At 40.8% G+C, this 14,628-nt stretch carries 10 protein-coding genes and 1 pseudogene; 8 read left to right on the top strand and 3 right to left on the bottom strand.

What is annotated here, in order from left to right:
- Nucleotides 1-42: 42 nt before the first annotated feature.
- The 6 genes from groL to B3X18_RS00855 all read left to right on the top strand — a co-directional run bounded on the left by groL (nt 43) and on the right by B3X18_RS00855 (nt 9,348).
- Nucleotides 43-1,677 carry a chaperonin GroEL gene (gene groL, locus B3X18_RS00880; protein WP_005015664.1) on the top strand — a complete coding sequence of 545 codons (1,635 nt, stop codon included), beginning with the start codon at nt 43-45 and terminating at the stop codon, nt 1,675-1,677.
- A gap of 632 nt (nt 1,678-2,309) precedes the next feature.
- Nucleotides 2,310-2,501 carry a hypothetical protein gene (locus B3X18_RS00875; protein WP_005406082.1) on the top strand — a complete coding sequence of 64 codons (192 nt, stop codon included), beginning with the start codon at nt 2,310-2,312 and terminating at the stop codon, nt 2,499-2,501.
- Nucleotides 2,502-2,702: 201 nt separating this feature from the next.
- The gene (locus B3X18_RS00870) at nt 2,703-3,680 is read left to right on the top strand and encodes an MBL fold metallo-hydrolase (RefSeq protein ID WP_005406164.1); all 978 of its coding nucleotides are present in this window, start codon (nt 2,703-2,705) and stop codon (nt 3,678-3,680) included.
- 375 nt (nt 3,681-4,055) lie between these two features.
- On the top strand, nt 4,056-7,154 hold the full coding sequence (locus B3X18_RS00865; RefSeq protein ID WP_005406092.1) for a multidrug efflux RND transporter permease subunit: 3,099 nt from the start codon (nt 4,056-4,058) through the stop codon (nt 7,152-7,154).
- A 207-nt stretch (nt 7,155-7,361) separates the two neighbouring features.
- Entirely contained in the window at nt 7,362-8,702 is a 1,341-nt protein-coding gene (gene mgtE / locus B3X18_RS00860; protein WP_005406148.1) for a magnesium transporter, read from the top strand.
- 70 nt (nt 8,703-8,772) lie between these two features.
- Nucleotides 8,773-9,348: a DUF4112 domain-containing protein gene (locus B3X18_RS00855; RefSeq protein ID WP_005015606.1), complete on the top strand. Its 576-nt coding sequence runs from the start codon at nt 8,773-8,775 to the stop codon at nt 9,346-9,348.
- An 89-nt stretch (nt 9,349-9,437) separates the two neighbouring features.
- On the opposite strand, the gene htpX is transcribed toward B3X18_RS00855, so the two are convergent.
- Together htpX and B3X18_RS00845 are read right to left on the bottom strand one after the other, a co-directional pair.
- A complete protein-coding gene (htpX, locus tag B3X18_RS00850) occupies nt 9,438-10,343 on the bottom strand; it encodes a protease HtpX (protein ID WP_005015604.1) in 906 nt (301 codons plus the stop codon).
- 337 nt (nt 10,344-10,680) lie between these two features.
- Nucleotides 10,681-11,326 (bottom strand): annotated as a pseudogene (locus B3X18_RS00845) (lytic transglycosylase domain-containing protein); the annotation flags it as partial.
- Between the two features lie 496 nt (nt 11,327-11,822).
- On the opposite strand from B3X18_RS00845, the gene ttcA reads away from it, so the two are divergent.
- Nucleotides 11,823-12,725, top strand: a complete 903-nt coding sequence (gene ttcA, locus B3X18_RS00840; protein WP_005015602.1) for a tRNA 2-thiocytidine(32) synthetase TtcA — start codon at nt 11,823-11,825, stop codon at nt 12,723-12,725.
- Nucleotides 12,726-12,929: 204 nt separating this feature from the next.
- Nucleotides 12,930-13,316, top strand: coding sequence for an SCP2 sterol-binding domain-containing protein (locus tag B3X18_RS00835; protein ID WP_005015601.1), 387 nt, complete (start codon nt 12,930-12,932; stop codon nt 13,314-13,316).
- A gap of 99 nt (nt 13,317-13,415) precedes the next feature.
- Here the strand turns inward: B3X18_RS00835 and B3X18_RS00830 are convergent, their stop codons facing one another.
- A complete protein-coding gene (locus tag B3X18_RS00830; RefSeq protein ID WP_005025093.1) occupies nt 13,416-14,525 on the bottom strand; it encodes a transglycosylase SLT domain-containing protein in 1,110 nt (369 codons plus the stop codon).
- Nucleotides 14,526-14,628: the final 103 nt, after the last annotated feature.

Genomic DNA, 14,628 nt, shown 5'->3' with positions numbered 1-14,628 from the left:
TTGTGATCAGATCAAGTATTTCTTAAAAAATTGGAGTTAAAAATGTCAGCTAAAGACGTAAAATTCGGTGATTCAGCCCGTACAAAAATGATTGCTGGTGTAAACACTCTGGCAGATGCTGTTAAAGTAACTTTAGGTCCTAAAGGCCGTAATGTAGTGATTGACCGTTCTTTTGGTGCACCGCATATTACTAAAGACGGTGTAACCGTTGCTAAAGAAATTTCTCTAAAAGATAAATTCGAAAATATGGGCGCACAGCTCGTACGTGAAGTATCTTCAAAAACCAATGATATCGCGGGTGACGGTACAACAACCGCAACTGTACTTGCGCAAGCAATACTGAATGAAGGCATTAAATCAGTAACTGCGGGTATGAACCCAATGGACCTGAAACGTGGTATTGATCTTGCAGTGAAGACTGTAGTTGAAAATATCCGCGCTACAGCGAAGCCAGCAGATGATTTTAAAGCTATTGAACAAGTGGGTTCAATTTCAGCAAACTCTGATGAGACTGTAGGTAAGCTGATTGCTCAGGCAATGGAAAAAGTCGGTAAAGAAGGCGTAATTACCGTTGAAGAAGGTTCAGGCTTTGAAGACTCGCTTGATGTTGTAGAGGGTATGCAGTTTGACCGCGGTTATATCTCTCCATATTTTGCAAACAAGCAAGATACTCTGACGGCTGAGCTGGAAAATCCGTTCATTCTTCTGGTTGACAAAAAAATCAGTAATATCCGTGAACTGATTACTGTACTTGAAGCTGTTGCAAAAACAGGTAAGCCGTTACTGATCATCGCAGAAGACGTAGAAGGCGAAGCGCTGGCAACTCTGGTTGTAAATAACATGCGCGGTATTATTAAAGTGTGTGCAGTGAAAGCTCCTGGCTTTGGTGACCGCCGTAAAGCCATGCTGCAAGATATTGCTATCCTGACTGGCGCAACCGTAATTTCTGAAGAAGTGGGTATGTCTCTTGAGCAGGCTAACCTTGAAGATCTGGGTACTGCACATAAAGTTACTGTATCTAAAGAAAATACAGTGATTGTTGATGGTGCAGGTAATGCTGATGCAATTGCTGAGCGTGTACAGCAAATCCGTGCACAGATCGAAGAATCTACATCTGAATACGATAAAGAAAAACTTCAGGAACGTGTTGCTAAATTAGCTGGTGGTGTAGCAGTGATCAAAATTGGTGCTGCAACTGAAGTTGAAATGAAAGAGAAGAAAGACCGTGTAGATGATGCATTGCATGCAACGCGTGCTGCGGTTGAAGAAGGTGTAGTTGCTGGTGGTGGCGTAGCGCTGGTTCGTGCTGCAAAAGCACTTGATGGCCTAACTGGTAACAATGATGACCAGAATGTAGGTATCAATATTCTGCGTCGTGCTATTGAAGCACCACTTCGTCAAATTGTTTCTAATGCAGGTGATGAGCCTTCAGTAGTAATCAATGCAGTGAAGAGCGGCGAAGGTAACTATGGTTATAACGCAGCTTCAGGTGAATATGGCGACATGCTGGAGATGGGTATTCTTGACCCTGCAAAAGTAACGCGTTCTGCGCTTGAACATGCTGCTTCTGTTGCTGGCCTGATGCTGACCACTGAATGCATGATTACTGACATTCCAGAAGACAAACCAGCTGTGCCAGATATGGGCGGTATGGGTGGCATGGGCGGCATGATGTAATCTGTCCAAGCTTTATTTAAGCCATTGATATTTCATATATGGATATGGCTTGAATATATTTATCGCTTCACTACAAAAGTTTTCTTGATATAGTGGAGTGAATAAAAAAGGTCGCTTTGTGCGACCTTTTTTATTTTCTGAAATATTTACTCTATGAATCTTTAGTTAAAACAGAGAGGCTTACCTGAAAAATATTTAATTTAAGAGTTCAGTCCTATGGTTTATTCCTATTGCTAAAAAATTTTTAATATATAAAATTTTAGAAAAATAATTAAATTTGGAAAAAAATACCATAGAGATAATTTAAAAAATTATTGCGAAATTAAGCTCATTTTAGAGAAAGATTTTAAAAATAATTAAAACCCTTATAAATAGTAAGGGTATAAGCTAAATATAAAGAAATAGTCCAAGATACCTAGATTTAAGTTTTTTATAAAAGTGTAATGTGTTGCCAGTGTAACTATTTAATTGAATTATAAAATAATTAGCTGGATATAGATTTAAATTTTTCATTTTTTAAAATTAGTTTGTCTCAAAGCAAATATCCTGGTTATTTTAGAAAAAGCAGATTTTTTACTAGATTTTCTCTATGAGAATAGATTTTCAGGTTTGCGAAAGCGAGAAAGAGTGGTATGCATAATTTTAAATTAAAAGGTGCACCGGGCTCCAAATCAGGTGACCAGCTTTATCGAGAGTTCAAGCAATTTGAACAGGATATTCTAATTGAAGATATACGAGCTGCTGAATTTCAAAAAAAGATGATTTTAATTATTTTAGGACTATGTATAGGGTTGTTCATTGCTACTTTAACAATGTTTCTATAGAACCTATAGGATAAAAATCGGTTGATAAAAAATATAATCTTCTTCCATATTATAAACTAAATCAGTATAGAACTTTTTGCAACGAGCTTATCGGTTATCAGAAGGGTATAAAAATTGGCGAGTGCCCAAAAACAGACTCGCTTAATGGGGTAAAATATATTAAAAACAGTTCATGCTCTTAATTAATATAGCAGGTAAGCAGTGAAAATATTTAAAACACTCATCAGTTTGGTTAGTTTTACAGTGCTTTCTTCAACTGGCATGGCTTCAACAGCTACACCCACTGAACAGGTGCCAGGGTATTATCATCAGCAGTGGGGTAAATATACAGTTACCGCTTTGCTGGATGGCACCAATTATATGTCACCTAGTCTATTTAAAACGCTAAATAATTCTCAGGTAAAACATATTCAGCAGATTTTAAAGAAATATCATAATGATCAGCAACAGGGTGTACAAACATCGGTAAATGCTTTCCTAATTAATACTGGAACAGCGCTAGTTTTAGTAGATAGTGGTGCTGCTAGCTGTTTTGGTTCGCATCTCGGTTCAGTGAGCAGTAATCTGGTCAAGGCAGGCTATCGGCTTGAGGACGTGAATGTAGTGTTACTGACGCATTTACATCCTGACCATGTCTGCGGTTTAACTAAAGAGGGTCAAAAAGTTTTTCCAAACGCCAAAGTCTATGCTCATGAACGTGAAGTAAATTACTGGTTAGGTCAGACACCAGTAAATTTGTCTAAAGAACAACTGGAAAATTATCAGTCAACCCGCAACAAAATTCAGGACGCGATAGCACCTTATCAACAAGATAAACAATTTATAACGTTTAAAGAAGGGCAATCGATTGCTGGCCTTCAGGTGATGGATACACGTGGCCATACACCCGGCCACCACAGTTTTGTGCTGGAGCAGAATAAAGATAAAATGGTTTTTATTGGAGATACAGTGCATTCGCACAGTGTGCAGTTTGAAGCGCCGCGTACTGCTATTGAGTATGATATCCAGCCAGATGAAGCTGTAAAAACCCGACTGAAACTGTTCAGTAAAATTGCGGATGAAGGTAGCTGGGTAGCTGCACCACATTTACCTTTTCCGGGCATTGGACATATTTCTAAGGTTGCCAATGAACAGTATCTCTGGATACCTGTTTATTTTAATAATGTCTTGCAAAAATAATTTCTAATACATGGCTTCATGTGAAGCCATTTTTAATTTTTATTACTTGGTAAATTGGCAAGATCGTTATATCCAAAATTTCGCTAATTTTATTTTCATAATGAGCTGTCAAATAGTTATTCTAATGAGCAGCAGCTCAGAATAAGAAAGTGTTCTATAAGCCCCAATAACTTCAATTATCTCTATAGTAATAGTGTTTAAACTACTTTTCTTCATATTCCCTCCTCATTTAATAGGTTATATAAATTTATGTAAATGCGTAAGAATAATGAATTTTCGTCATACCTGTTCAATGTTATAACTTTAATCTGCCAGACCGTGGTACGCCATATCCTTTTTCCGTTCACTCTAGCCGAGCAGGTGGCCTGAACATTTATGTTGTCAAAATATTTCATTGAACGTCCCATCTTTGCAGGAGTACTGGCCATTATTGTAATGGCATTTGGTATTTTCTCTGTCATAAACCTGCCTGTAGAACGCTATCCGGATATTGCTCCACCGCAGATTACAGTAGCGGCTACATATAATGGCGCTTCTGCAGAAACCGTAGAAGAGAGTGTAACGCAGCTGCTTGAACAGCAAATCAAAGGCATTGATCATCTTTTATATTTTAGCTCCAGCAGTGATTCAGCGGGACGTAGCCGGATCAGTATTAGTTTTGAGAATGGGACAGACCCAGATACGGCCCAAGTTCAGGTACAAAATAGTATTAATGGCGTGCTCAGCCGTCTGCCGGAGGATGTACAGCGGCAAGGTGTTAATGTATGGAAATCGCTAGGCGATACGCATATGGTCATAGGCCTTTATGACCAGACTGGTAAAAGTAATAATATCGAATTATCTGATTATATGATGACCCATCTGGAACAGGAAATTTCCAGAATTGAAGGAGTTGGTGAAGTCGATGTTTTTGGCTCGCAATATGCAATGCGGATCTGGCTGAATCCAGATCGTTTAAAACAATATAATTTAATGCCAAGTGATATTCGTGCAGCTGTAGAAGCACAAAATACTCAGGTGGCAGCAGGGGGTATTGGAGACTTGCCTACAGCTAGTGAACAGTATCTGAATGCTAAAGTCAGTTCGGGTTCACGTTTAAAAACGGTTGAAGAGTTTGAAAATATTATAATTAAATCTTCCGCTAATGCCGGCTTTGTATATTTAAAAGATATTGCCCGAATTGAACTTGGGGCAGAGAACTACCAGTCATTTAATACCATTAATGGTTATCCATCAGCAGGTCTGGGCATTTCACTGGCTACAGGCGCAAATGCTTTGCAGACTTCCGCCTTGATTAAACAGACCATAGACCGTCTTACCGAGAAGCTACCAGCCGGTTATAAAATTGTTTATCCACGTGATAATACACCTTTTGTTCAAGAGTCAATTAAAGAGGTAGTTAAAACTCTGATTGAAGCAGTGATTCTTGTAATTTTGGTGATGTTCCTGTTTTTACAAAGCTGGCGTGCAACCTTAATTCCTACCATTACTGTACCTGTAGTAATTTTAGGAACCTTTGCCATACTGTACGTATTAGGTTTAAGTGTAAATACATTGACCCTATTTGCTCTGGTACTGGCGATTGGCCTGCTGGTAGATGATGCGATTGTTGTGGTTGAAAATGTCGAGCGATTGATCGAAGAGAGGCAATTCAGCCCAAAACAGGCTGCACTAGAGTCAATGCAGGAAATTAGCGGTGCGCTAGTGGGTATTACGCTGGTTCTCACTGCTGTCTTTATTCCGATGGCATTTTTTAGTGGCTCAACTGGTGTAATTTACCGGCAGTTTTCAATTACCTTGGTGGCAGCAATGGCATTGTCATTGCTAGTCGCCTTGATTTTGACTCCTGCTTTATGTGCATTGATTTTAAAACCCAAGCAGCAACATGCTCGCTGGGCCAATGGGTTCAATAAAAAACTGGAGCGACTCAGACAGTATTATCTCAAAGTGATCCAGAGTTCCATGCAGCACAAAATGATTTATTCAGTCGTATTTATAGCCTTGATTGCTGTATTTGCGCTGTTTTATCGTGCACTACCTAGCAGTTTTATTCCAAGTGAAGATCAGGGCACGCTTAATATCCAGTTTAGCTTGCAAAATGGCGCTCCAATGGCTAAGAGCCAGCAAGTAGGAGAAGAGATTCAGCGTTATTTCCTGAGTGAAGAACAAGAGAATGTTGAACTGGTACTTATCCGCTATGGCCGTAACTTTTCTGGTACAGGTCAAAATCTTGGACAGGGTTTCATTGCGCTCAAGCACTGGGATGATCGTCCGGGGCAGGAAAATTCTGCGCAGGCAATTCGTGAACGTGCCACAAAGTATTTCAGTAATAATCCTGATGCCAGAATTATGGTCAATATGCCGGGAGCTGTTCGTGGTCTCGGACAGACAGATGGATTGGAATTCTGGATTCGCGATATTAACGGCCAAGGCCGGACTTATCTAGAACAGCAGTTTAAGTCATTACAGACCAAAACTAATCGATATGACAGTTTTCAAAATCTGGACAAAAAAGCTAATCCGGACAAGGCTGAGTTGAAGGTCAATATTAACCAGAAACAGGCAATGGCAGCAGGCTTAAGTCAGCCTGCGATTAACAGTACTCTGGCGGCTGCTTGGGGTGGTAGTTATATTAATGATTTTATTGACCGGGGACGGATTAAGCGGGTCATTATGCAAGGTGATGCAGCTTATCGGGCACAACCTGAAGATTTATATTTCTGGTCTGTCCGTAATGATCTTGGTCAAATGGTTCCATTTTCTACATTTGCCAGTTTTGAATGGACTGGCGGGCCAGAAGTAGTTAACCGTTTCATGGGCTATACTGCATTACAAATGGAAGCAGATGCAGGATCTGGTTTTAGTACCGGTGAAGCGATGCAGGATGTCCAGGCCCTGATTGATCAATTTCCTGACATTGACTTAGCCTGGAGCGGTTTATCTTTTCAGGAACAGCAGTCCAGTAATCAGGCAATCTGGTTATATCTGGTGTCGATTGGCTTTATTTTTCTGTGCCTCGCTGCCCTTTATGAAAGCTGGAGCATACCGACAGCGGTTATGGCAGCAATACCACTTGGTATTGGTGGGAATATCCTGTTCAGTTATCTAGCTGGCTTTCCTAATGATATTTACTTTCAGATCGCATTGCTGACAACAATTGGTCTGTCATGCAAAAATGCCATTCTTATTGTTGAATTCGCTGCACTGGCCCAGCAACGTGGCAAAGATGCAGTAGCAGCAGCTCTGGAAGGCGCCAGCTTGCGCTTGAGGCCGGTCTTGATGACTTCTCTGGCTTTTGGTGCTGGTGTAGTACCGCTAGTGTTTGCCTCTGGTGCAGGAGCTGCCAGCCGTCAGGAAATTGGTACCAGTGTTCTAGGTGGAGTCATGTTTGGAACGGTCTTGGTAGTAATATTCATTCCATTCATGTATGTTTTGGTCCGGAATCTGATGACAAGAAAACAGCACCTTGGCTAGTTGATTTATCTTGATTTGTCTTTCAAAAAACCTGACGAGATCAGGTTTTCTTACTTTAAAGACCGCCCTCAGTTTATGACTTTATTCGATAAATGTAGGCGTATTGCAAAATTATAGTGAAAACTCTCCAGAGCATGATAGAAGTAGTTTAATCCCCCTGATCAAAAATAAATTTTTATTTAATCAATAAATTATCATGAGACAGGCATGCCGCAGATTGCAGAGAAAATACAATATGTTCACCAACAGCTCCGTTCTGAAAAGTTCAATACGGCTATTGGCCTTTTAAATGAATTAAATATTGCTGATCAGGCTAGTGTATTAAAAGGATTGACCCCTACAGAACAGGTCAAGATCCTACAGAAACTGGATGAGCCAAGTGAGGTGTTTGCATATTTGCCGCTCAGCCAGCAAGCTGTTTTGGCTGAATTTATACCTGTTCCTGATCTCATCCCTATTCTTGATAATATGTATTCTGATGACTTTGTCGATATTTATAAAAAACTGTCACCAGAATTACAACAACAGCTTATAACACTGCTATCTGAGGAGTCTCAAAATACCTTAAGAAAACTGGCGCTTTATCCTGAAGGTACAGCTGGTGCGATGATGAGTTCCAGCTTTGTTACCTTACACCAAGACTTATGCATGGATGAAGCCATCCAGGCGCTGCGTATAATCGCCGCAACACGGGAAACCCTTTATCTGGTTTATATTGTAAATGAGCAGAATCAGCTGATAGGTGTCATCTCTCTACGCCAGATTATTCAGGCCAGGCCCGAAGCTACAATTGCAGAGGTAATGGAAAGGGATGTGATTTATGTCTATACCTATGATGATCAGGAAGTCGTTGCTAAAACTCTGGCTTACTATGATTTAATCGCTCTACCTGTAGTGGATGAGCAGGAAAGAATGCTGGGCATTATCACTTATGATGATGTGATGGATATTGTAGAGGCAGAAACTACCGAAGATATTTTAAAATCCGGTGCAGTCAGTCCGTTAGCTGAGCTCAGCCTGAAAACTGCTCCCATCATAACCTTATACCAAAAAAGGGTATTTTGGCTGGTTATTCTGGTCTTTGGCAGTTTACTGTCGGGAATTGGAATTGCACATTTTGAAGAGATTATTTCAACTCACATTGTATTGGTATTCTTTCTCCCTTTACTGGTGGGCAGTGGGGGAAATGCCGGATCGCAGTCTGCTACTCTCATGGTGCGTGCCTTGGCGACCGGAGATGTACAGTTTAAAGACTGGTTCAGCTTGCTCGGCCGTGAAACTGTGGTGGCACTTTGTTTAGGCGTAACGATGGCTTGTGCCGTATCCATGCTAGGTTATATTCGCGGTGATTTCATGGTCGCGATTGTACTGGCAATTAGCATGGTAGGGATTGTACTCATGGGTTGTCTGACGGGTATGAGCTTGCCTTTTATTTTAAATAAGTTGAAACTGGACCCTGCCAGTGCTTCAGCACCTTTAGTTACCTCAATCTGTGATGCTACAGGCGTGATTATCTACTTATTTGTAGCATCCAAATTATTGTTTTAGTACACAGATTAATACATCTCGTGTTTTAATCTGTTTTATGCTGATGACTCTCTAATGACTGGAATTGGTAATGCCCGGGCTTGAAAAACAAAAAAAACTTACTCAGCAAGAAGTGATCCGTCTGGAGCGTGATCTGGCCAAGTTTGCCAATATCATGGACTCTTTAGTTCGTATTCCTTTTACCAAGCAGGGAATCGGTGCGGATGCAGCCTTGAGCACGGTACCAATTGCAGGAGATCTGGCAGGCTTTGCCCTGACTTGTTATGCAGTTTACAAAGGGCGCCAGATTGGCGTGCCTTCCCATAAATTGCGGCCAGTTATTAAAATGGCTGCCCTGGATGCAGTGGTCGGTTTTGTGCCTGTAATCGGTACGGTATTTGATATATTTATCCGGCCGAGCCGCAAGGCACTTGATATTGTGCATGAACATATCCGCACAGAATATCAGATGACTACAGATATTCATTTAAGGCATCCCTATCTGCATGAGAAGTTAGAACGTAAACAGCAACATTCTACTTTCTGGCGCCAGCCAGTGGTGGCCTGGTTATGGCTACATATACCTGACTTGGTCGGAGTTCTGTTCCTGATTCTATTTGCAGCCGGTTTGTGGTTTGCTATCAGGCTGGCACAGCAGTATTTTTAAAATATACACTGCATTAGCTTAAAAGGTTAAATGTAAAAAAGCCTCCACGCAGGAGGCTTTTTTGAATCTGGATGAATCAACAGAAAAACTTATGGACAGTTGAGACGCTGTAAAGCAGCTACCCGGTCTTCAATAGTCGGGTGTGTCATAAACAGAGCAGCCAGACTAAAACCACCTTCTTTACCAGAAGAGATTGCAAAGGCTTTCATTTCTTTAGGCATCTGATCTGGCATGTCAGACTCTGCCTGTAGACGTAACAGGGCAGAAATCATAGCCTGTTTTCCGGCAAGCTGTGCACCCGCTTCATCGGCCCGATATTCACGGTAACGTGAGAACCACATGACAATTGCAGAGGCAAGAATACCAAATACAATATCCAGTACAATCGTAATTGCAAAGTAAGCCAGCCCAGGTGCTTCACCATCTTCACGGCCAAATACGTTACGGTCAATGAAGTCGCCTACTACACGGGCAAAGAACATGACAAAAGCATTCACTACCCCTTGAATCAGGGCAAGTGTAACCATATCGCCATTAGCGACGTGGCCGATTTCATGCGCCAGTACTGCACGCAGTTCATCCTTATTCATACGTTCAAGCAAACCGGTAGAGACCGAGACCAGTGCATCATTTTTGTTCCAGCCTGTTGCGAATGCATTAGACTGATAAGACGGAAAAATGCCCACTTCTGGCATTTGAATGCCAGAACGCTGTGATAATTCAGCAACGGTCTGCAATAACCAGGCTTCTGCCTGATTTTGAGGAGCATTAGGGTCAATAATTTGTGTACCGGTCGCCTTTTTAGCCATCCATTTGGACATAAAGAGGGAGATGAGAGAACCCACCATACCAAATACAAAACAGATGACTAAAAGGTTGCCCAGATTAAGGCCACCCGCACCATGATAACTTCCGACTCCGAAGAGCGACAAAATAATGCCAGCTACTACCAGTACCGCGAGGTTGGTTAGCAAGAACAAACCAATCCGCATCATTGAGATAATCCTCTTTTGATAGAAAAAATAAATCGATTTTGAAATATAAATCGTAAAACTAATATGCGGTGATGCTCGTTAAAATTCAAGAAAAACTTGAAAAATATATATAGAAAAAATGAATTAAAAGATCAGTTAGAAATATGAATACGTGCTGAGGCTGTAGCGTTAGAGCTGACATAAGTGCCTGGTGCATCTGTATAGGAGCCATCTGCCAGCGTAATAATTTGCCGGGGCGCATAGCTCCGGCCTGCAGCTTGAGTATTTGCAGCAGAATTCACTGTTTCCTGAACCAGCAATCCATTTTCCGGATTATTACTGGCAGTAAGGTTTAGAGCTCCGCCCGAGTAAAGGTTGCTATAACGACTGGTGACCCGACGAACATAATCCTGGGTTTCACGGAATGGGGGAATACCACCGTATTTAGCAACATTACCTTCTCCTGCATTATAGGCTGCAAGAGCAAGATGCGTGTTGCCTTTAAAACGTTTCAGGAGCCAGCTTAAATATTTGGCTCCTCCTAGAATATTCTGATAAGGATCATATGCATTTGAGACATTAAAGCGCCGTGCTGTTGCAGGCATCAATTGCATCAAGCCCTGTGCACCTACAGGAGAGCGGGCATTTACATTAAAGCCTGATTCAGTGTGCATAACTGCTTTAATCAGACCTTCACTGACACCATGCTGCTGAGCCGCCTGTTTGATTATATGATCAAAAGCATCACGATTTTTGCTATAGCTTGGCAACACCGCCGCTTCTGACTTTCCCCAGTTACTATAACTGTGAATATTACTCTCAGGATAATAAGTAACTTTAACTTTCTTTAATGAACTGTCATTCATTTTACGGTTAGTCAGGAGGGTGCTGCCACTTTGGTCTTTATAGACATACATTTGACCTGCACTACTATAGCTTGAAACCAGTACAAGTACGGCACATCCCCAGATACCCAAGCGTGAAATATCAAAGTAAGTTTTCATAGTAATCTGTAAGCAACTTGGAGCTCAAAATTCAGTCCGAGTTTAACAAAAAACTCTACAATAGAAACCAAAAACTTGAGTTTCTTTAACAAAAAAAATTGAAAAAAAAGCAAGACCATTTGTTTTTAAAATAACCAAATAAATAAAAAAAATTTTTTAAAAAGTATATCTTGACATATATAAGTAATTGTAATTATTAATAAATATTAATTGATCAAAAAATGATCAATTTAAATAAAACCCTTAATAGGCCGATTACACCCCCTGTCAAGCCTAGAGAAATCCACAATTTTATCCACAGGTTTTGTGGAAAACTGTGGAAAAGTCCAAAATATAAGCATTTTGATACAATTTTGAACGCGAGCGTCTATTTTTTATACAAAGGCTTATTTTTTTCTGACCAGTGGTGTTCCACATTAATTGTAATTCGGTGATGCGAATCGGAGGGAGATCGGCTAAAATCGCGCGGTATTTCTTTTATGGGTAATTCTGTTCTATGTACTCGCCAGTTGAGTCCAACCAGGGATTTAATTTCAAGCCAGAACTGCCAACCAGTTCAGCCTATTATCGTCTGCTTAAAAAGCTGCGTCGCCAAGTTGGCCATGCTATTCGTGACTTCAAGATGATTGAAGATGGCGACAAGGTAATGGTGTGCGTATCGGGTGGTAAAGACAGTTATACCTTGCTGGACATTTTGCTACAGTTCAAGCGTATTGCACCAATTAACTTTGATGTAGTTGCTGTCAACCTAGACCAGAAGCAGCCTGGTTTTCCGGAGGATGTCTTGCCGCGTTATATGGAAGAAAACAATATTCCATATTACATTCTGGAAAAAGACACCTATACCATTACCAAACGCTTGACACCGGAAGGTAAAACATACTGTGCTGTGTGCTCTCGTTTACGCCGTGGATCCCTATACGGTTTTGCCCAGGAAATCGGCGCAACTAAAGTTGCTCTTGGACATCACCGTGATGACATTCTGGCAACTTTCTTTTTGAACCTGTTTCATGGTGGCAGTCTAAAAGCCATGCCACCAAAACTGTTGTCATCTGACAAAAAGAATATTCTGATTCGTCCACTGGCTTATGTGGAAGAGAAAGACATTATAAAATATGCGGAGCTGCGCCAGTTCCCAATTATTCCATGTAATCTCTGTGGGTCTCAGGAAAATCTGCAGCGCGCAATCATTAATGATATGTTGCGTGATTGGGATAAAGCCCATCCGAAACGTCTGCACAGTATTTTCGGCGCTTTGCAGAACGTATCACCATCTCAGCTGGCTGACCGTGAACTGTTCGATTTTGAGATACTTGATTCGCAACGTGAGTATGACTTCAAAGAACCGGAAAAAACTAATCGTCTGGATGTAGTTAATTTGAGTTTTGCTGCTGAATAAAAGCAAATATTAGGCATCTTGCCCAGTTAAGGTGCCTATTTAAATCAGTAATACATAAAAACATCAAAAACTGAATGATCAGTACAAAAAAATTGTTCTAATTGCCTTATTACATGCTATAACAAAATAAAAGCTCACAGCTTCATGAATATGCTGTCTGGAAAGACAGCTCTATAAATTGAAAAATATACTTGAGGAAAAATTATGCCTGCGTTACTCACTGATGATTGGTTTGCAACTGTTGATAAATTAACTGCTGAAGCAGGTGATTTGAACCTGCCACCAGCCTTGGCTAATCTGGCAATTAATCTTGTAGTTGTAAATGCAGACAATAATACGACTGAACTTTCATTAGATGGTGGAAAAATCCAGAAAGGTCTGTCTTCAAATGCTAAAACTACTTTGAATATGGATGGCGAAACCCTGCGTAAAGTCTTCCTTGAATTCGATATGGCAGCTGCGATGCAAGCATTTATGACAGGCAAAATCAAGGTGCAAGGCGATATGTCACAATTGATGGCATTACAGACTGTAAAGCCAAGCCAAGAGCAGAAAGACCTGTTTAAGAATATCCTTGCGCAAACTTCTTGAAAAAAAGAAGTTTAAGAGCAAAAAAGCTTACTGAAGGTAAGCTTTTTTTATGAATTAAATTCTTTGTCTTACATTCTATATCATATATAACACTTTTGTCTAAATTGTGACCAGCTCAGACTTCTTGATATGTTCAAGATAGGCTCGAATACGGGTAACATATTGCACAGCCTGATGATAACGACCATTACTTGTCTGATGGCGTTCCAGATAATCATAAAGATTTACCCAGTTATTTGGATTACGGCCTTGGGTTTGAATACGTTTTTGAATCTGGCCAACAGCACCAGGACCCATATTATAAGCTACCAAGGCGTACCAGTGACGGTCCGGATAAGGAACGTCAGAAAACTTGTCGAGCATTAAATCATAGTACTTGGCCCCGCCTTGAATACTCTGATGGGGATCTGTACGGTTCTGTACTCCCATAGCTTTAGCTGTACTACTGGTGAGCATCATCAGGCCACGTACGCCTGTAGGTGAAACTGAATTGGGCTTTAGATAAGATTCCTGATAGCCAATTGCAGCCAGCAGGTGCCAGTCCAGGTCATAACGTTCAGCACTTTGCTGAAAACTCGCTTTATAAATCGGCATACGTTTTGACAAATCACGCTGAATGGTTTTCCAGGCATCAGGCTGTACTACATTACGGTTGTAAAAAGAAGCCAACTGACGAATGGCCCCATTTTGTTTACCTTGGCAAATGTAGCCACTTGCAGTAGCAGCTAGCGGTTCTTCGGCCTGCTTGAATACCCAGTTCAATGCTGGGTTTAAACCATTTTTAACCAGACTGGTTGTATCTCCACAGCTTGCAGAGAAAGACGTCAGCTGGTGCTTTTCAATAGTATTAAAGTCAGCCGTAGTCATTGCCATATTGGCTTTGCCTTGAGCGACCCATTTTAAAGCTGTTGCGTTGTCTGCAACTGTCTTTAGTTCGAGCCTGACATTCAGGTTTTGAGCATAATTACGGACAAGATCATAGCCGAAGCCATACATAATCTTGCCATCTTTAAATAAGGTCGTTGGGCTTTCCACCGTGACCACAGTTAACGTATTGGTATTCACAACGGAATTATATTGTGAAGCTTTACTTGCATTAATATTGTGCCAAGGTACAAGAGCTGTGCTTAATACAAGTAATCGAACAGGGAGAGTAGAAAATAAAGAGTTAAGGCTAAGCCTTGACCCAAAAGTTGAACTACTGTGCATGGTGTCTCCGCTAAAGTAACTTATGCCCTAAAAGGCAGACAAAAACGGGTCTGCAACTTTTATAAGTTGATAAATTCAATAAGAGGATGGGCAGTCATGAAGT

Origin of the sequence: Acinetobacter sp. UBA6571 (assembly GCF_002434085.1) — a bacterium.
Lineage (GTDB): Bacteria > Pseudomonadota > Gammaproteobacteria > Pseudomonadales > Moraxellaceae > Acinetobacter > Acinetobacter radioresistens.
This window is presented reverse-complemented; position numbering and strand designations above follow the sequence as displayed.